Source organism: Marinobacter sp. F4206 (genome assembly GCF_019392195.1).
Taxonomy (GTDB): Bacteria; Pseudomonadota; Gammaproteobacteria; order Pseudomonadales; family Oleiphilaceae; genus Marinobacter.
The window spans coordinates 1,315,679-1,332,144 of sequence record NZ_JAHXKI010000002.1 but is presented as its reverse complement, the minus strand read 5'-3'; the positions used below and the strand labels follow the sequence as shown (position 1 = coordinate 1,332,144).

At 60.9% G+C, this 16,466-nt stretch carries 16 protein-coding genes; 7 read left to right on the top strand and 9 right to left on the bottom strand.

All coding sequences use genetic code 11. The features are described from left to right. Together KZO34_RS08545 and KZO34_RS08540 are read right to left on the bottom strand one after the other, a co-directional pair. Complete coding sequence (locus KZO34_RS08545) at positions 1-582, bottom strand: chorismate--pyruvate lyase family protein (RefSeq protein ID WP_219475727.1); 582 nt, start codon at positions 580-582, stop codon at positions 1-3. Continuing rightward, positions 563-1,120 (bottom strand): hypoxanthine-guanine phosphoribosyltransferase, encoded by a 558-nt coding sequence (locus KZO34_RS08540; protein WP_219475726.1) that lies wholly within the window; start codon positions 1,118-1,120, stop codon positions 563-565. Before KZO34_RS08540 ends, KZO34_RS08545 begins: the two co-directional genes overlap by 20 nt. Before the next feature lie 283 nt (positions 1,121-1,403). Here KZO34_RS08540 and KZO34_RS08535 point away from each other — a divergent pair, with 283 nt between their 5' ends. The 3 genes from KZO34_RS08535 to KZO34_RS08525 all read left to right on the top strand — a co-directional run bounded on the left by KZO34_RS08535 (position 1,404) and on the right by KZO34_RS08525 (position 3,736). Then, positions 1,404-1,571 (top strand): rubredoxin, encoded by a 168-nt coding sequence (locus KZO34_RS08535; protein WP_008173532.1) that lies wholly within the window; start codon positions 1,404-1,406, stop codon positions 1,569-1,571. An 18-nt stretch (positions 1,572-1,589) separates the two neighbouring features. Next, entirely contained in the window at positions 1,590-2,744 is a 1,155-nt protein-coding gene (locus KZO34_RS08530) for an NAD(P)/FAD-dependent oxidoreductase (protein ID WP_219475724.1), read from the top strand. A 137-nt stretch (positions 2,745-2,881) separates the two neighbouring features. Further along, positions 2,882-3,736, top strand: a complete 855-nt coding sequence (locus tag KZO34_RS08525; protein WP_219475723.1) for an acyl-CoA thioesterase — start codon at positions 2,882-2,884, stop codon at positions 3,734-3,736. A gap of 7 nt (positions 3,737-3,743) precedes the next feature. On the opposite strand, the gene KZO34_RS08520 is transcribed toward KZO34_RS08525, so the two are convergent. The 3 genes from KZO34_RS08520 to KZO34_RS08510 all read right to left on the bottom strand — a co-directional run bounded on the left by KZO34_RS08520 (position 3,744) and on the right by KZO34_RS08510 (position 8,033). Then, positions 3,744-6,311 (bottom strand): EAL domain-containing protein, encoded by a 2,568-nt coding sequence (locus tag KZO34_RS08520; RefSeq protein WP_219475720.1) that lies wholly within the window; start codon positions 6,309-6,311, stop codon positions 3,744-3,746. An 89-nt stretch (positions 6,312-6,400) separates the two neighbouring features. Further along, on the bottom strand, positions 6,401-6,847 hold the full coding sequence (locus KZO34_RS08515; RefSeq protein ID WP_219475718.1) for a flavodoxin: 447 nt from the start codon (positions 6,845-6,847) through the stop codon (positions 6,401-6,403). A gap of 88 nt (positions 6,848-6,935) precedes the next feature. Beyond that, complete coding sequence (locus tag KZO34_RS08510; RefSeq protein ID WP_219475716.1) at positions 6,936-8,033, bottom strand: GGDEF domain-containing protein; 1,098 nt, start codon at positions 8,031-8,033, stop codon at positions 6,936-6,938. Positions 8,034-8,239: 206 nt separating this feature from the next. Between KZO34_RS08510 and KZO34_RS08505 the strand changes: the two genes are divergently transcribed. Together KZO34_RS08505 and KZO34_RS08500 are read left to right on the top strand one after the other, a co-directional pair. Next, entirely contained in the window at positions 8,240-9,799 is a 1,560-nt protein-coding gene (locus KZO34_RS08505) for an inorganic phosphate transporter (RefSeq protein ID WP_219475714.1), read from the top strand. 97 nt (positions 9,800-9,896) lie between these two features. Next, complete coding sequence (locus tag KZO34_RS08500) at positions 9,897-10,163, top strand: hypothetical protein (RefSeq protein ID WP_219475713.1); 267 nt, start codon at positions 9,897-9,899, stop codon at positions 10,161-10,163. 35 nt (positions 10,164-10,198) lie between these two features. Here KZO34_RS08500 and panP read toward each other — a convergent pair whose 3' ends face one another. From panP to KZO34_RS08480, 4 genes are all read right to left on the bottom strand, one after another. After that, positions 10,199-11,875: a pyridoxal-dependent aspartate 1-decarboxylase PanP gene (gene panP / locus KZO34_RS08495; RefSeq protein WP_219475710.1), complete on the bottom strand. Its 1,677-nt coding sequence runs from the start codon at positions 11,873-11,875 to the stop codon at positions 10,199-10,201. Positions 11,876-12,067: 192 nt separating this feature from the next. Next, positions 12,068-12,406 carry a DUF503 domain-containing protein gene (locus tag KZO34_RS08490; protein WP_219475709.1) on the bottom strand — a complete coding sequence of 113 codons (339 nt, stop codon included), beginning with the start codon at positions 12,404-12,406 and terminating at the stop codon, positions 12,068-12,070. 28 nt (positions 12,407-12,434) lie between these two features. Next, the gene (locus KZO34_RS08485) at positions 12,435-14,135 is read right to left on the bottom strand and encodes an isovaleryl-CoA dehydrogenase (RefSeq protein WP_219475708.1); all 1,701 of its coding nucleotides are present in this window, start codon (positions 14,133-14,135) and stop codon (positions 12,435-12,437) included. 2 nt (positions 14,136-14,137) lie between these two features. Next, positions 14,138-14,770, bottom strand: coding sequence for a TetR/AcrR family transcriptional regulator (locus KZO34_RS08480; RefSeq protein WP_219475707.1), 633 nt, complete (start codon positions 14,768-14,770; stop codon positions 14,138-14,140). 277 nt (positions 14,771-15,047) lie between these two features. Here KZO34_RS08480 and KZO34_RS08475 point away from each other — a divergent pair, with 277 nt between their 5' ends. Next, complete coding sequence (locus tag KZO34_RS08475; protein WP_219475706.1) at positions 15,048-15,269, top strand: hypothetical protein; 222 nt, start codon at positions 15,048-15,050, stop codon at positions 15,267-15,269. Between the two features lie 157 nt (positions 15,270-15,426). Further along, positions 15,427-16,452: a lipase secretion chaperone gene (locus tag KZO34_RS08470; RefSeq protein WP_257900230.1), complete on the top strand. Its 1,026-nt coding sequence runs from the start codon at positions 15,427-15,429 to the stop codon at positions 16,450-16,452. Positions 16,453-16,466: the final 14 nt, after the last annotated feature.

Genomic DNA, 16,466 nt, shown 5'->3' with positions numbered 1-16,466 from the left:
TCAGCGATACAGGCCAGGGAGAAAGTATTCGCCCACCAGCAGGGCTCTGTCGTTGTGGTGGAACAGTGAGCGCCGGGCGACTTCCGGCTGCCCGTTCAGGGACCGGTTGCAGAGGCCGGTTTCCAGCGGGCCCCGTTGCCAGTCCGGGCTGCTGAACAGGTAGGCGCCCAGGGGGCGGTTACCCAGATGGCGCAGGCGCCGACCGCGACCTTCCAGGCAGGCGAGCGGGATAATGGTGCGGGCCAGGACCCAGGGAACCCCGTCGCCGCACAGACGGACCTCGCGGATCCAGGCCCGTTGTCGGGCTGGAATCTGCAGGTGACGGGCCTCTTCCTGCGTTGGCACGGCAAAGCCTTCGCGCTGGACCTCAACGTGGAAGGAATGCAGGCACTGGTGTTGCAGCGCCCGGGTAAAGGAGCCTTCCACCTGCAGCCAGTACCGGGCGGGACCGTGCACGTCCGGATTGCGCAGTCCGGCGGCGGCGAGCGAGCGGTACCAGTCGGTTGGCGGAATGGTCAGACAGCGTTCGTCAGGGCGCACGGAAGCCCGGTTTGCGCCGATGTCAGAGTCCCTTGACGGCATAAATTCCGGGCGCGTTGCGCCAGTAGCCCTTGTAGTCCATCCCGAATCCGAACAGGAAGCGATCTTCCACTTCCAGGCCGGTGAAATCGGCCTTCAGGTCAGGCTGGGCCTTGCGGTCGTGTTGTTTGTCGACCAGAACCGCGGTCAGGACTTCCTTCGCACCATGGGCCCGACAGTAGTCCGCTATGGCGCACAGGGTCGTACCTTCATCAAGGATATCGTCGACGATCAGGATGGTGCGCTCGTTCATATCGGCTTCCGGCCGCAGCTTCCATTCGAGGATGCCGCCGGTGGTTTCCTGCCGATAGCGGGTGGCGTGCAGGTATTCGGCCTGTACCGGGAATTTCAGCTGGGTCAGCAGTTGGCCGGTCAGGATAAGGCCGCCGTTCATGACGCAGAACAGCAGCGGGTTGCTGTCCTTGAGGCGGCCGGTGATGTCGTCAGCCAGATTGCGGATGGCGGTCTGCACCTGTTGTTCGGTGACCAGGCAGTCGGCTTCTTCCATTACCTGATTCATTTCGGCGACGGTATCGGTCATAACGGTCGGTCCTGTCGTAAAACGAGCAAGTATACCGAAGAGGGCAGGCGGAAGGGAGGGGCAGTGCCGGGCTCCAGGGTCTGTATTTATGGCTATTGGCAGAAAACTCCGGGGATGTCCGTCGGCGCTGGCATTGGTCAACGACGGGGGGATGGGTATGATGGCTGCCTGACGTGTTCAGTGGCTCGATCGGCCTGCTTCGGCCCTGACACCCAAACAAAACAGTTGCGTGCATGATTGTAGGACAATTATCATTGCGCCCAGCGGAATCGGGAGAGTAAGCATGAAAAAATGGCAGTGTGTGGTGTGCGGTCTGATCTACGACGAGGCCGAGGGCTGGCCGGAGGACGGTATCGAGCCGGGCACCAAATGGGAAGACGTGCCGGAAGACTGGGTCTGTCCGGATTGTGGCGTCGGTAAGGAAGACTTTGAAATGATCGAGATCGGCTGATCCCCTCGGAGTAAGGTTATGACTGAACAGGCCCCCATCGTGATTGTCGGCACCGGGCTGTCGGGTTACTCGCTGGCGCGGGAAATGCGCAAGCTGGATAAAGAAACGCCCATCGTTATGGTGACGGCGGATGATGGGGTGAGCTACTCCAAGCCCATGCTGTCCACCGGGTTTACCAAGGACAAGGGTGCCGACGGTCTGGCCCAGGCAACGTCTGAAACCATGGCCGAGCAACTGAACCTGCAGCTGCGCACATTCACGACCGTGACCGGGATTGATACCCAGGCCCGGGAGCTGGTTCTGGGCGACGAACGGTTGGCGTACCGCAAACTGGTGCTGGCCTGGGGAGCGGATGTCATTCGCCTGTCGATTGATGGTGATGGCCTGGAGCGCGTGTACTCCATCAACGACCTGATGGATTACCGGGCGTTTCGAACGGCTCTGGCGGGCGGTAAGCGCGTGGCGATCATGGGCGCCGGGCTGATTGGCTGTGAGTTTGCCAACGATTTGCGCAATGGTGATTACGACGTGGACGTGATTGCACCGTCCGATGTGGTGATGCCGGGGTTGTTGCCCGAACCGGCGGCCGATGCGGTCCAGCAGGAGCTGGAGAATCTGGGGGTCCGGTTTCACCTGGAAACGGTGGTTGAGCGCATCGACCGCGAAGGGCAGGGGGTAAAACTGACCCTGGCCAATGGTGAGACAATGACGGCCGACCTGGTGATCTCCGCCGTCGGTCTGCGGCCCCGCACCGAGCTGGCCGACGCGGCCGGAATCGATACCGGTCGCGGCATCATCGTCAACCGGGCACTCGAAACCTCGGCCCCCGATGTCTACGCGCTCGGTGACTGTGCCGAGGTGGATGGCCACGTCCTGCTCTATGTCCTGCCGCTGATGGCCTGTGCCCGGGCGCTGGCAAAGACGCTGGTTGGGGAGCGCACGGAGGTGCGGTACGGCACCATGCCGGTCATGATCAAGACACCGTGTTGCCCGACTGCGGTGTGCCCGCCGCCGATGGATGCCGCGGGCGACTGGCGCGTGGAGCAGGACGGTACCGACGTGAAGGCCCTGTTCCGAAGCCCGGAAGGCGAGATACTCGGCTTTGCCGTGACCGGCCGGTTTGCGGTGGAGAAACAGGTGCTGGCCAAGGAAACCCCGCCTATCCACCGGTAGGGCCCAGCGTTTTCAGCCGGCCCCCACCGTTCCCGGGGTCGGCGAATTTGTCGTCCTCCCCCGTGCTTGTCATTGCGAAATGCCTCGGCTTGGGGTAGAAAACTTCTTCGTGTGCTAACGAATTAACAGGAGCAGGCATGCTTGAAGTAACGAAAAAGCTGGTGGATCTGCTGGATCTCTCCCCCATCGGCGATGACCATTTCCAGGGCGACAGTGAGGATCTCGGCTTCCCCAATGTCTTTGGCGGGCAGGTACTTGGGCAGGCCCTGATGGCGGCCAGTCGCACCGTTGAGGATCGTCTGTGCCACTCCCTGCATGCCTATTTCCTGCGCCCCGGCAACCAGAGCATGCCGATCGATTACGAAGTCCAGCGGGTCCGGGACGGCGGCAGTTTCTCTGTTCGGCGGGTGATTGCCCGTCAGGGTGGCAAGGAGATTCTGACCGGCTCCATGTCGTTCCAGGTCACCGAGCAGGGCTTTGAGCACCAGCTTGATATGCCCGCTGCACCGGACCCGGACACCCTGAAGTCGGAGCATGAGTGGGGTAAGCTGATAGCACCTCACGTTCCGGAGAAAATGCGCGATTCGCTCACCCGGGACCGGCCGATCGAGATTCGACCGGTGGACCCGGTCAACCCGTTCAAGCCGGAAAAACGCCCGCCCCACAAACAGAGCTGGTTCCGGGCGCAGGGACACCTGCCGGATGACCCCGTGCTGCACCGATGCCTGCTGACTTACGCCTCGGACTTCCAGTTTCTCGGGACATCGCTCAATCCCCATGGGGTGACCTTTATGAGTAAGAACCTGCAGGTGGCGAGTCTGGATCATGCCATCTGGTTTCACCGGGATTTCCGCATGGATGAGTGGCTGCTTTACGACAAGGACAGCCCGAGTGCCTCCGCCGGCCGCGGCTTCAATCGGGGTAACTTCTTCAACCAGGACGGGGTGCTGGTGGCATCCACCACCCAGGAAGCGCTGATTCGCCAGCGCTGATCCGGCGCTAGCCCAGTCTCTGCTGCTGGCTGTCCGAGTGGCTCAGCCAGTCCAGCATGGCCTCGAACGGCAGGGGCGGTGTGAGCAGGAAGCCCTGGATCATGTCGCAGCCCATTCCCCGCAGGAGTCCTGCGGTGGTCTCATCCTCCACACCCTCGGCGACAACCTTGTACCCCAGGCTATGGCACATATCGATGGTGGTCTGGACGATGACCCGGTCCTCAGCCCGGGTGACCAGGTCCGAGACCAGGGAACGGTCAATCTTGATCTCGCTGGCGGGCAGCTGCTTGATGTACGACAGCGAGGAGTAGCCGGAGCCGAAGTCGTCGATGGACACCGGGATGCCGGAATCATTGAGCTGTTTCAGGGCAGTCAGGGAGTTGGCTGGATCCTGCATCATGGAGGTTTCGGTGACCTCGAACGTGATGCTGTCCCGGTGCTGGTGAAAACTGCTCATCAGTCGCTGCACGTGCAGGGGGAAATCCGGCTCCCGCAGATTGTTGGGGGAGATGTTCACGGACAGGCCGAGGGACCAGCCGTGCTCCAACAGTCGGCTGCGCATGGTGAGGGCCTGTTCCAGGACCCAACGGGTCAGGGGCTTGATCAGCCCGGTCTGCTCCGCCAGCACCACAAGCTCATCTGGACGAATCTGACTCTGTTTCTCTGGCCAGCGAATCAGGGCTTCCAGCCCAACGACCGCACCGGTGGCCAGTGACACCTTGGGTTGCAGATACAGCGCCAGCCGGTTGTCGATCAGGGCCTGGCGCAGTTCGGAGACGATGGTCAGCCGATCGGCGCTGAAGGAGTCCCGGGAGGGCTTGTAATAGGCCATGCCCCGTTCCAGGGCCCGCTCGGTTCCCTCGGCAATAACCGCCCGGCGAATCAGGGTGTTGGCATCCAGACCATGGTCCGGGAAGATGGCCACGCCCAGGCGCGCATCCAGCGGCACCTGCATACCCAGGTAATCCACGGGGTAGCGGATGTCTTCCAGGGCTTTGACGACGGATCTTGCCGCGGCTTCGGCGATGTCCGCGTTCACCACGAACGCGAAGGTCTGCGGGTCAAGAGAGGTCAGGTAATAGCTGCGCTCGTCGGTCTGTTCGGCGGAAATGGCCCCGGGCAGATCGCGAACAACGGCGTTGTAGTGTTTGGAGGCCAGTTCCAGGATCTGATCGCTGTTGCGATGGCCGAGGGTCTTGGTCACCGAATCCAGATTGTTCAGGTGAATGACGGTGACGCCGAATCGTTTTTCCGGGCTGCGCATCATCAGATCGTTCAGGGTCATTTCGAAGCTGCTGCGATTGGGCAGGCCGGTCAGCGGGTTGTGAAGCGCGTGATCCATCAGCTTGAGTTCGGCGGACCGGCGGGCTGCCATCGCGCGCAATTCGGCTTCCCGGGCCTCGACCTTGTCCTGTCGCTCCTGAAACATTCTGACCGCCATGGCCATGGCCAGTAACACGGCCTGCAGGGCGGAGCCGATCTGCATGCCGTAGACCGTCAGGAAGTTGTTTGGCAGGAACCCGTACTTGTTGGCGGCGGTGATGGCGCTGCCCAGGGTCAGTGCGCCCCATGCCGCGGTGTAGTAAACCGCCTGGCGGTTGCCCCGAAGCCACTGCTGAGGCCCGAGTACGGTCAGCAGCAGGCTGCTTGGAATGGAGATTGCCACCACCAGACGAATCGCCGTGCTGTAGTCGGTCATGAAGGTGGCGAGAGCGGCCGCCGAGTTGATGACAATGGCGAGGGTAACCGTTCGCTCCAGCGCCGGGCTGGTTTTCTCCAGATTAAGAAACGAGCGCGAGAACCAGAGTGTGAAGACCAGGGCCGTCGGAATGCTGAGCAACATCGCCCGGTTCTGGACCTCCGGGCTGGCGGGCCAGAGCGCCTGGAAGGTTATGCCGTTCAGGGTGCCGATCAGCAACAGGTAACCGAGAGTGGATAGCACATATAGCAGATAGACTCGCTCCCGAAGCGCCACGAAGACGAAGAGATTGAAGAATATTGCAGTGATCAGGATGCCGTAATAGACCGCGTGCACCTGATCCTCGATAAACGAACTTTCGAAGAACGACTTGTCATTCCACAGCGTCAGAGGAACCTGCATGGCTCCGCTGGTCTGAATTTCGAGCAGGATTTCGTAGCCACCCCCCTTTCCGGTCCGCTCGAACGGAAACAGGAAGTGGCGGTGAAGAATGGGGCGTTGCTGGAACGGGAAGGCATCGCCGGTGGTTACGCTGCTAACGACGGTGCCGTCTTGAACCAGAAAGAAGCGGACCTGGTCCAGGTGTGCGTAGCTGATTTCCAGAAGGTTCAGGGAGCGTCGCTCCGGTACCGGAAACCGCAGCCAAAGGGTGTCCTCAATGTAGCCAAAGTTCGGGCTTCGGCCTTCAAGAGGCTGCCAGTCTGCGGAATCCATCAGTTGAGCTGGCCGAGCGTCGGTGCCGGCGGTAACCGTCAGGTAGCTGGCCTGGGGTACGAAAAAGCCTTCCGCCCCATGGGATGGTTGGGCGATTGCAAGCAGCAGGAGCAGCGTCGCAAGCAGTGTGGGCCGGTCAATGGATGTCACGAAATGTCGCATTTAGTCTCGTTATAATCGCGAGTATGGCCGGTCACCGGCGACGGCTCAAGCGTCAGAGGTTGCGAATGTGATGTTTCGCCAGACCGGGCTCATATCTGGGTAAGCCACTGCCTCACCCACGGCAGCGCTTCCGCTTCAGGCTCCATGGTTTCCAGGGCGTCGATGCGGAGGGTGTCGCCGACTTTCCGGGCAGCGGTTTCAAGGAGCGCTTCCTCCATCAGGTCGCCCGCGCCGCAGAAAGTCTCGCCGTAGGAGCTGTCGCCCAGGACAATCACGCCGAAGGGACGGCCTGGCTGCTGGGGCAGCCGGTCGCGCAGATCGACATAGAAGGTCAACAGGTTGGCGGGAACCTCGCCCTGACCGGTGGTCGATGTGCACACCAGCAGGGCGTCCTCGTTTCCGGTGATGTCCTCAAGGACCGGATTCTCCAGGACGGTCACCTGATGACCCTCGGTCTCCAGACTTTTCTTGATTTCCCGGGCAGTGAGCAAGGCACCGCCGTAGACGCTGCCCACCAGAATGCTTATGGCTGTCATTATGCTTCCTGTCAGCTTGGTAACACGTTAAGGGTTACGGGAGTTGGTTGGCGTCCGATCATAATGGCAGTTATTTCAGCCCTCAAGATCAGGTGGTCCCGGCGGTGCTCGCGTCCCGGCTTCGAACCCGGGGCGCGATACGGTTCCGACCGGCTTCCTTGGCGTTATACAGGTGGACATCGACTTGTTTGAGCAGGTCGTCGATCGATCCGGCCTTGGCGATTGAGCAGACACCAGCGCTGATGGTTACGGGCAGATCGGTTCCCCGGAACTGGAACGGGGTCCGGGCGACTTCCGAACGCAATCGCTCCGCGAGGGTCAGTGCCTGGAGCAACGATGTGTCGGGCAGCAACAGCAGGAATTCCTCGCCACCCCAGCGGGCCGCGACATCCGTCTGGCGAATGATGGCTTTGACCATGGAGGAAAACTCCCTCAGCACCTCGTCGCCGGCGTCGTGGCCGAAGCGGTCATTGATGGTCTTGAACAGGTCCAGGTCGATCAGCGCAACCGAGAAATGATGCCCCGAGCGCCGGTAACGGGAATATTCCGCAATCAACCTGTTCTGCATGTCCCGACGATTGGAGAGGCCGGTGAGTTCGTCGGTCTTGGCCGCGCGCTCATGGGTCTCGGCCATTTCCACCAGTTCATTGCGGGCTTTCAGGCGGCCCGCCTCGAGCACGAAGCAGAGAATCGATTCGAAGGTCAGGGTGGCAAAGAACCGGATCTTGAAGTCGGTGCTGTATTCCGCGCTGACCAGCGGCATGCCGGGGAACTGGAAGACGATGACAGCAATCAGGTAACAGAACAGCAGGACGGCGGTTCCCGTCTTGAGGTTGGTCAGATAGAACAAGAGGGGGGGAAAGACATAGAACCAGAGCGGTCCGGTGTTGCTCTCGCCGCCCGAGGCAATCAGGTAGGCAAACAGCAGGCCGACCACCAGGAGCAGCCCGCCCTTCTGGGCTCTCCGGTCACCGGTGCGGGCAAACCAGGCCATGTTGGCGGCGACCACCAGAACGAATGACCAGAGCACCCAGGCATGGGTGTCGTGGCCCGCGAACCAGGCCTTGGTGCCGATGCCGATCAGGAACGCGATGGCCATCACCGACAGCCAGGTGATCAGCCGCGATACCTGGGCATCCTCGCGCTCGCCGACGGCTCGTTGGCCGGATGAAGTTGGGTCGGTCATGTGAGCCTTATTGGAATTTTTATAATTTTGACGCTTTTTCCAAGGATTATGGGGCAACTCGCGGGAAGAATGCATCCATTGGCTACTCATTGTGTGATCTGGGTGAGCTATGCCCGGTTTATTTCAATTTGATGTCAAAAAATTTATAGTTGCGGCGCGTTACTGTCACAGTTTTCCCATTCAGACCAAACGAGACCCAATCTGTTATGGCCCGTTCAACCGGATTTCTGGATACTCTTCTCACCAGCCCTTCCACGGAACGATACAGGGTCGGATTCAGCCTGCTGTTTCTTCTCGGCGTATGGCTGACCGTTGGTTCTTTCAGCCAGGGAATGCCCAACAGCATGCTGCTGATGGCGGCGGCCGTCATCGGCGGCTACATGGCGATCAACATCGGCGCCAATGACGTTGCCAACAACGTGGGCCCAGCGGTGGGCTCCGGCGCGCTCTCCCTTGGGGGCGCGATCATCATCGCCGCCATCTTCGAGGCCGGCGGCGCACTGATTGCCGGCGGCGACGTGGTGTCGACCATCAAGGGCGGCATCATTGATCCCAGCTCCCTTGAGAGCAGTCAGGCCTTTGTCTGGCTGATGACCGCTGCGCTCCTGGCTGGGGCGCTGTGGCTGAACCTGGCGACCTGGATGGGTGCGCCGGTCTCCACCACGCACTCCATTGTTGGCGGTGTTCTGGGTGCGGGCATTGCTGCCGGTGGCTGGGGCATCGCAGATTGGGCGGTGATGGGCAAGATCGCCGCCAGCTGGGTTATCTCACCGGTTCTTGGTGGTGCGCTGGCCGCGCTATTCCTGTTCGCAATCAAGAAAACGGTCCTGTATCGCAAGGACGTCGTCCCTGCGGCGCGCACCTTTGTGCCTCTTCTGGTGGCCATCATGGCCTGGGCCTTTGGAACCTACCTGATGATCAAGGGGGTCAAAAAGGTCGTAAAGGTCGACTTCCTGGAGGCGTCATTGATTGGTCTGGTCGCGGCGGCGGTCGTTTATGCACTGGTCCGCACCATGGTGAATCGCCGCGCGGCCACCATGGAAAACAGCGCCGGGGGCGTAAGCACTCTGTTTACCTGGCCGCTGATCTTTGCCGCCGCCCTGCTGAGCTTCGCCCACGGCGCCAATGACGTTGCCAACGCCATTGGCCCGCTGGCGGCGATTAACGATGCCCTGTCCTCCGGTGGGGTGGTAACGGCAGCCAGTATCCCGCTTTGGGTGATGATGGTCGGGGCATTGGGGATCGCTGTTGGCCTGATGCTGTTCGGCCCGCGCCTGATCAAGACCGTGGGCAGTGAAATCACCGAACTGGACAAGACCCGTGCGTTCTGTGTCGCGCTGTCGGCGGCGTTGACGGTTATTCTGGCCTCTCAACTGGGTCTGCCGGTCAGTTCCACCCACATCGCCCTTGGCGGGGTATTCGGGGTTGGTTTCCTGCGGGAGTACCTGAAGTCCAACTACGCGACCCAGCTGCACAAGATTATGGAACATCATGCGCCGGAAGAGCAGGAGCGCTTGAAACCCTTCCTGGACGATTTCCGCAATGCCTCGGTTGAGGAAATGGAAAAGCTGCTGAAAGAGGCGAAGAAGAATAAGCAGGTGCCGCTGGCGAAGTCCGAACGCAAGCGCCTGAAAAAGATCTATCGGGAAGAAATGGTCAAGCGCTCGCACCTGATGAAGATCGCGGCGGCCTGGATCATCACCGTACCGGCCTCGGCCATCATGGCCGCAATGCTGTTCTTTACCCTGCGCGGGTTATTGCTCTGATCGAACGGGCTGGTTGCAGCCCGCCAGTTTGGTCATACTATTCAGAGGTAAGGGGCGTCATCGCCCCTTTGGCACCCATTCGTCCGTGGAGTGAAGTATGAGTTCATCTAATGAGAGCCGTCAGGCCAAGACGATTGATGAGCTGCGAGTGTTCATCAAGAAGGTCCTGAGCGAGCCGACCATTGCCGTCAAGTCCATGGAAATTGCCCGCAAGCATCGCAATGAGCCGAATGCCAACGAGATCATTGCCCGTGAGATCAGCGCCAATACCACTATCCGGATTCCGGAAAGCTGGAGCGAGGCGGATCACATGTTCCTGGAAATCATCCACGAAGTGCTGGATGACGAAGAGGCGCTTTACTGAGGTCGCTTCCTTGCGGTTTAACAGGCAGGCCAGCCTCAGGCCTGCCTGGCATCTGGCTGGTGCTGCTTCAGTACGGCATCGGCCATCTGGTGCAGAATGCGCATCTCGTCCTGAATCCCTTCATCCGCTGACAGTTCCCGCTGTTCAGCCAGAATGTCCGTCAGAATCTCCTGCGTGGTCAGCGGATTGGCCAATACCACCCGGAAAACGATGCACGGGAAGTGATAGTAGCGAGACGGTTCCAGTCGGGTCCGTGAGACAAAGGCCTTGCCCCGTTCCCGCTGGGTTTTCTGGATAAACTTGGTGATGCGGTTCAGGCAGGTGTTGAGCTTTTCCGCCTGCAGAGGATCCGCCAGCGCCAGGGCCTGCTGGACGTTCTCCGGGCAATAGCGATAGGTGAGGATGTTCAGCTCCGGCCGCGTGACCAGTTCAAAGTCCGGTTCGGCGTCAATCATCCCTGCAAACGTCTTGGCCTTTTCGATGCCCTGATCAATCAGGATCTCGTAGCCTTCCCGGGCCAAGATCTTCAGTCCGGAATGGATCAGCATGGACATGCCCGGGCGGGAGCCTTCCAGCGTGGTGCTGCCCAGGTCCCGGGAACCTTTCCGGATGATGTACTGGGCATGATGCTCGACGGCACTGGCCAGGCTGGGGTCCTTGAAGACCACCAGGCCGACACCCATGGGCACATAGAGCTGCTTGTGAGCATCGAAGGTGACCGAATCGGCTTTTTCGATGCCACGGAGCAGATGCTTGTGGGTTCGTGAGAACAGGGTGGGGCCGCCCCAGGCCGCGTCCACGTGGAAGTGGGCGCCGAATTCCCGGGCGATGTCCGCCATGCCGTCGAGCGGGTCGACGTTACCGGTTTCAGTGGTGCCGGCGACCCCGCAGATCGCCATGACCTTGACCTTCTGGCGCTGCAGCTCGAGGCATTTGTCGCGCAGGGCGTCGGTCTGGATACGGTTTTCATCGTCGGTATCCACGGGCACCAGAGATTCCCGGCCAAGGCCCAGCACATCCGCGGCCTTGCGCAGGGAATAGTGACCCCGACGGGAGACCACGATCGCCGCCCCTTCATAGCCGTAGTACTTCAGGGCCCGGAACAGGCCTTCCTGGTGCAGGCCGCGGAAGCTGCCCTCGGCCGGGAAGGCGCGATTGCGGGCGACCCAGAGCGCCGTCAGGTTGGCAATGGTGCCGCCAGAGCACATGGCCCCCAGGGCATAGCGGGGGTTGTGCATCCATTTGCGGTAGAAGGCGCCATCCTCCTCGTACACCAGCCGGTGAATCATGCCCAGGACCTGCCGTTCCATGGGGGTGAACGCCTTGGACGTCTCGGTCTTCACCAGATTCTGGTTCAGCGCGATCATGATCTTGGACAGGGGCAGCATGAAATACGGCAGTGCCGAGGTCATGTGTCCGATGAAGGCCGGGGAAGCGGTATGAACGGAATTCGCCACCAGCTTATCAAGGAGAAACTGGGCCTGCTCGGATACGAACACGGGCTTTTCCGGGATGGCGTAGTCGGAGAAATCTTTCTCGACGTCCGATAGGTCCCGTTCAACCGCGACGATATGCTCCTGCAGGAAACCTGCAAGATTGGAAGAGATGTTCTGGTCGATCCGGCTCAGCGTGGATTCCGGGGCCTCAGGCACCGTAAACACGCGATACATGGCCTCAACCGAGGCCTGGGCGGATTTTTTCTTTCCGGTCATAGGTACCACACGTGATCAGTGGTCATCCGCAGGGCCGGTTCCGGATGCCCGACGGATATGGCCAGAGTGTCAATCCGGCGTTTATAACTGGTCGCCTGCAGCTGGCAGGCGCACTGGCATCCCTGAGGGGGCGTAGTATACGGCGTGAAAAGACGTTACGCCATAAGGTCCCATTCCAGTGCATGTCACGGGTCAGAGAATCTCCCGGTGTATATCCAGTATGGCAGCATCCACCCGTTCCTCGATGGCTTTTTCAACCTGGTCGAGGCGCTGGGTGATCTGCTGGGAGGAGGTTCCGAGCGCGGCGATGGTCCAGGTCGCACAATCAAGGGCGTCCTGATCCGCGGTTTCGGCAACGGCCAGGTCGGGCTCTCGGCCCCAGACCGCGCGCAGGGCGGTAAAGGCCTTGCGTTTGGCCTTGAGGTCCTCGCAGCCGTAAAGCTGGAAGTGCAGGGTGAGAACGCCCACGTGGGGCGTGATCACCGGTTGCGAGCCCGGTTGGCTCAGCAGTTTTCGCAGGGCTTCAGACATAGCGATCCGTGTTCAGGAAAGGATCGCACTAGCCTACTACAGGTGTTGCCCGTTTGATAATGGCGGTGGCATCGGTGCCCGAGGGCAGGTTGCCATAGTTCAGGCCGCCGCCGGATTCCAGTCGGGTGGCGCAAAACGCGTCCGCGACGGCCGGGTCTGAATGCTGCAACAGCAGGGCGGCCTGTAAGGCCAGGGCCATGCGATCCACCAGATTTCGCGCCCGGTACTGGAAGTCACTGATGTCGGCAAAGTCGTTCTGCAACTGCGCCAGGAAACGGTCAAAACGAGCGTCGGCACCCCGGGCCAGCGCTGTTTCCCGGAAGAAGGCGTCCAGGGTTTCGGGTTCTTTCTGCAGGGCACGCAGGGTGTCCAGGCACTGGACATTGCCGCTGCCTTCCCAGATTGCGTTAACCGGTGATTCCCGGAACAGCCTGGGCATGATGCAGTCTTCCATGACGCCGCTGCCGCCAATGCACTCCATGGCTTCGTAGGCGTGATTCGGTGTCCGCTTACAGATCCAGTATTTGCCCACCGGGGTTGCCAGGCGGGCCAGCAGGCGCTCATGCTCCTGATCCTGACTGTCCAGTGCGCGGCCAATGCGCATGGTGTAGGCCAGTGCCCCCTCGCTTTCCAGGGCAAGATCGGCCAGCACATTCTGCATCAGAGGTTGTTCGATCAGGCGATTGCCAAATGCACTGCGATGCCGGCAGTGATGGGTGGCCTGGGCAACGGCCTGGCGCATGCCCGCCGAACTGCCGATCATGCAGTCAAATCGGGTCATGGCCACCATTTCGATGATGGTGGGGACGCCCCGGCCCTCCTCGCCGACCATCCAGGCCAGCGCGCCGCGCAGTTCGGCTTCGCTGGAGGCGTTGGCCACGTTGCCCATCTTGTTCTTGAGGCGCTGTACCTGCCACGGATTCTTGCTGCCGTCTGGTCGCCAGCGTGGCATCAGGAAACAGGACAGGCCGCCTTGGGACTGGGCCAGCACCAGGAAGGCATCGCACATGGGGGCCGAGACAAACCACTTGTGACCGACCAGTTCGTAGGCCTGCCCGGGACCCTCGACGCCGACCGGGTAGGCTCTGGTGCTGTTGGCGCGAACGTCGCTGCCGCCCTGTTTCTCGGTCATGGCCATGCCAATCGTCACCGAGGTTTTCTGGCCATCGGGCAGGTTGCGACGGTCGTAGGCGTTGGCCAGGATCCGCTGTTCCCAGTCCCGGGCCAGGTCCGGCTGTTTCCGGATCGAAGGGATGGCGGCAAAGGTCATGGTGATCGGGCAGCAATGGGCCGCCTCGACCTGGGAGTGCATGTAGTACTTGGCAGCCCGGGCGACGTGGGCACCCGTGCCCGGATGGGTCCAGGGACTGCTGTGCAGCCCGTTCTCCATGGCGATCCCCATCAGTTGGTGATAGGCGGGATGGAAATCCACGTCGTCGATGCGATGTCCGAACCGGTCATGGCTGTTGAATACCGGCTTGTTGGTATTGGCCCGGAAGCCCAGATCGATGGTGTCGGCCGCGCCCGCCAGTGCGCCAAAACGCTTCAGTTCAGCCCCTGCCCAGTCTGCGCCTTCGCGCTTGGCCGCCTCTTGCAGGGCAGTGTCCTGGTCGAAAAGGTTGTAGTCTTCGAGTGCCGGGGGTTGGTTGACCACCTCGTGAGTGGTGGCCAGATAGCAGTCTTCAGTGTTGCTGGAGGCGGGCTCGGGGTGGGGCTGCCGTGCGTTCATGGCTATCTCCTGGCGCCGGTCAACCCCTGCATGCAAAAGCGAATGATGGTGTCGACCAGCTGATCGTTGTTGTCAGTTTTCGCTGCGGGATCCGTTCCGGCCTGAGTTGGAGACAACGGGCCGACGAGACTCTCCGCAATGGCGCCCACGAGGCAGGTGCTGCTCTGGCGGGCATCCTGATCCGGGATGCACCCCTCTTCGATGCCATCGCGGATCGCTGTTTCAAAAAGGCTTGCGTAAGCCTTTCGGTATTTCAGCCGTTCCTCTTCGACCTTGGGGTCTACCGGCTCGGCAATCAGCGACCAAGCCATCATCGGGCCTCGCAAGGCGCGTTCGGCGAACTGTCTCAGGGCTGTTTCCAGGCGAACGGCAGCATCGCCGTCCGTTGTCAGTGCTTCAGCCACCTTGTCCACTTCGCGCTGGGTCGCCAGACGAAACACCCCGGCGAAGAGGTCTTCCCGGGACTCGAAGTGCCGATAGATGGTGCCGGTTGCGACGCCGGCGAGGCCCGCTATCCGGGTGATCCGTGCGCTCCGGAAACCACCCTTGGCAACGCATTCGTAGGTGCAGTCGATGATGCGTTGTCGCGCCTCGGCCTTACGTTGGCGCATCTTCTCTGTTTCACGATAAGCCATACCGGCTCCCTACAAGTAGTGAATCATTATTCATTCTTTTAGTCAATTTGCGAGGGTCCTAATGGTGATCCATTTTGTCATATAAAATCAGCAACTTATTTTTTGTTACAAAAAGCTACAAAAAAGTCGTTGCTGGGAAATAGCGCCGTCATAAAAACCGGATTATAAAGACGCCAAGACGATGCCCCCAGTCGGCAGTTCGTCGAGACTGAGTGTAGTTGCCCTGTGAAGGCTGCCGGCACTCGACCATCTGTTTTCGTTGATGGGAGACAATATCATGAGTGAATTCGACGAAAGCAATCTGGAGTCGTCCGGAAACTGGGGCGGCGACAGTGACGACAGCCATACCATTGCCGGCCGTGCGCGGGTTCGTGCCCAGCTGCAGGCAGACATCGAAGCCTATCTGAGCCAGGGCGGAAAGATTCACGAGGTTGATACCTTCTTCCGGTCCGACTCTCCCCGCAAGGTGGACGTGGGTTTCAATAACCGCTCCCTTTGATGCTTGTCAGGACAGGCCGGGTCGATCCATCCCGGCCTGTTTTTGACGCCGTTCTCAACAGGGCTGGTCGTCCTGGTTTATGCTCGTGCAACCCATCGTGTCCGGAGTGGAACCGGTACGGTCGTCAATTCCCGGGAAACACGGACTGCCCCTGACCATGATAGCCCTTGCCCGCCCCCTTGTTTACGTGCCGCTTGCCATGATCGGTCTGGCCGCAGCCCTGTGGCTCTGGCCCGGACCGGATAACCGGAAGCCAGAGGACACCGTCAATTCGGAACCACCGTCGGTACTGACCGGTCGTGTGGCCCCGCTGGCGGCGGAACCGGCAACTCCGTCGGAACTGGTGGGGCGGAGCCAGGAGGTTTTGGTGCCGGAACAGATGCCCGCCTCGTTGGTCGGGACTTCCGTTCCAACCGGGTGGGCGAGGGTCGATGCCTTTGGTGATCTGATTCCGACCCTCGCGCTGCGCCAGATGTTCGAGTACTACCTGTCGGCCCTTGGTGAGGAACCCCTGTCGCAACTGGTTGCGCGCATCAAACGGAGCCTTGCGGTTCTGGATGAGCCTGCCCGGGGCCAGGCCCTGGATACCCTGGGCGCCTACCTTGACTACAAGCTGGCGGTATCCGACCTGGAAGCCGGCTACGGGGGCTCTGCGGGTGGGTTGGAAATGCAGCGGCGTATGGAGGAAATCCATGCCCTGAGGCGGACCTGGCTCGACAGTGCCACGGCGGACGCGTTTTTCGCCCAGGACGAAGCTATCGACCGTTTCCAGGTTCAGAAGCTGCAAATAACCCGCGACTCGGAGCTGACCGAACAGCAACGAAAGGCCGCGCTGGAGCAAGCTGAAGCCGCGCTGCCGGAGCCCCTGCGGAAGGCGCGGCGGGAAACTCGCCGCTTTACCGATTACGAGCGGGTGCGTCAGCAGCTGGCCGACGACCCGGCAGCACTCCGGGCATGGCGGGAGCAGGCCTTTGGTACCGAATCCGCTGAACGTCTAAAAGCGCTGGAACAGGAGCAGCAAGACTGGGCCCGACGCTGGCAGGCGTACTCTCAGGAACGGGAGACCCTGATGGCATCGGGTCTGGCCGGACCGGAGCGGGAGGCCGCCGTTGAACGCCTGCGTAACCAGCATTTCAATGAAATGGAACGGGTTCGGGCCCGGGCGCTGGATTCGGTCCGGTAACCGCTTTGTCACAC

Coding starts and splice junctions, on each gene's coding strand:
- KZO34_RS08545 (WP_219475727.1), bottom strand. CDS start 582: ATGCCGTCAAGGGACTCTGACATCGGCGCAAACCGGGCTTCCGTGCGC.
- KZO34_RS08540 (WP_219475726.1), bottom strand. CDS start 1,120: ATGACCGATACCGTCGCCGAAATGAATCAGGTAATGGAAGAAGCCGAC.
- KZO34_RS08535 (WP_008173532.1), top strand. CDS start 1,404: ATGAAAAAATGGCAGTGTGTGGTGTGCGGTCTGATCTACGACGAGGCC.
- KZO34_RS08530 (WP_219475724.1), top strand. CDS start 1,590: ATGACTGAACAGGCCCCCATCGTGATTGTCGGCACCGGGCTGTCGGGT.
- KZO34_RS08525 (WP_219475723.1), top strand. CDS start 2,882: ATGCTTGAAGTAACGAAAAAGCTGGTGGATCTGCTGGATCTCTCCCCC.
- KZO34_RS08520 (WP_219475720.1), bottom strand. CDS start 6,311: ATGCGACATTTCGTGACATCCATTGACCGGCCCACACTGCTTGCGACG.
- KZO34_RS08515 (WP_219475718.1), bottom strand. CDS start 6,847: ATGACAGCCATAAGCATTCTGGTGGGCAGCGTCTACGGCGGTGCCTTG.
- KZO34_RS08510 (WP_219475716.1), bottom strand. CDS start 8,033: ATGACCGACCCAACTTCATCCGGCCAACGAGCCGTCGGCGAGCGCGAG.
- KZO34_RS08505 (WP_219475714.1), top strand. CDS start 8,240: ATGGCCCGTTCAACCGGATTTCTGGATACTCTTCTCACCAGCCCTTCC.
- KZO34_RS08500 (WP_219475713.1), top strand. CDS start 9,897: ATGAGTTCATCTAATGAGAGCCGTCAGGCCAAGACGATTGATGAGCTG.
- panP (WP_219475710.1), bottom strand. CDS start 11,875: ATGACCGGAAAGAAAAAATCCGCCCAGGCCTCGGTTGAGGCCATGTAT.
- KZO34_RS08490 (WP_219475709.1), bottom strand. CDS start 12,406: ATGTCTGAAGCCCTGCGAAAACTGCTGAGCCAACCGGGCTCGCAACCG.
- KZO34_RS08485 (WP_219475708.1), bottom strand. CDS start 14,135: ATGAACGCACGGCAGCCCCACCCCGAGCCCGCCTCCAGCAACACTGAA.
- KZO34_RS08480 (WP_219475707.1), bottom strand. CDS start 14,770: ATGGCTTATCGTGAAACAGAGAAGATGCGCCAACGTAAGGCCGAGGCG.
- KZO34_RS08475 (WP_219475706.1), top strand. CDS start 15,048: ATGAGTGAATTCGACGAAAGCAATCTGGAGTCGTCCGGAAACTGGGGC.
- KZO34_RS08470 (WP_257900230.1), top strand. CDS start 15,427: ATGATAGCCCTTGCCCGCCCCCTTGTTTACGTGCCGCTTGCCATGATC.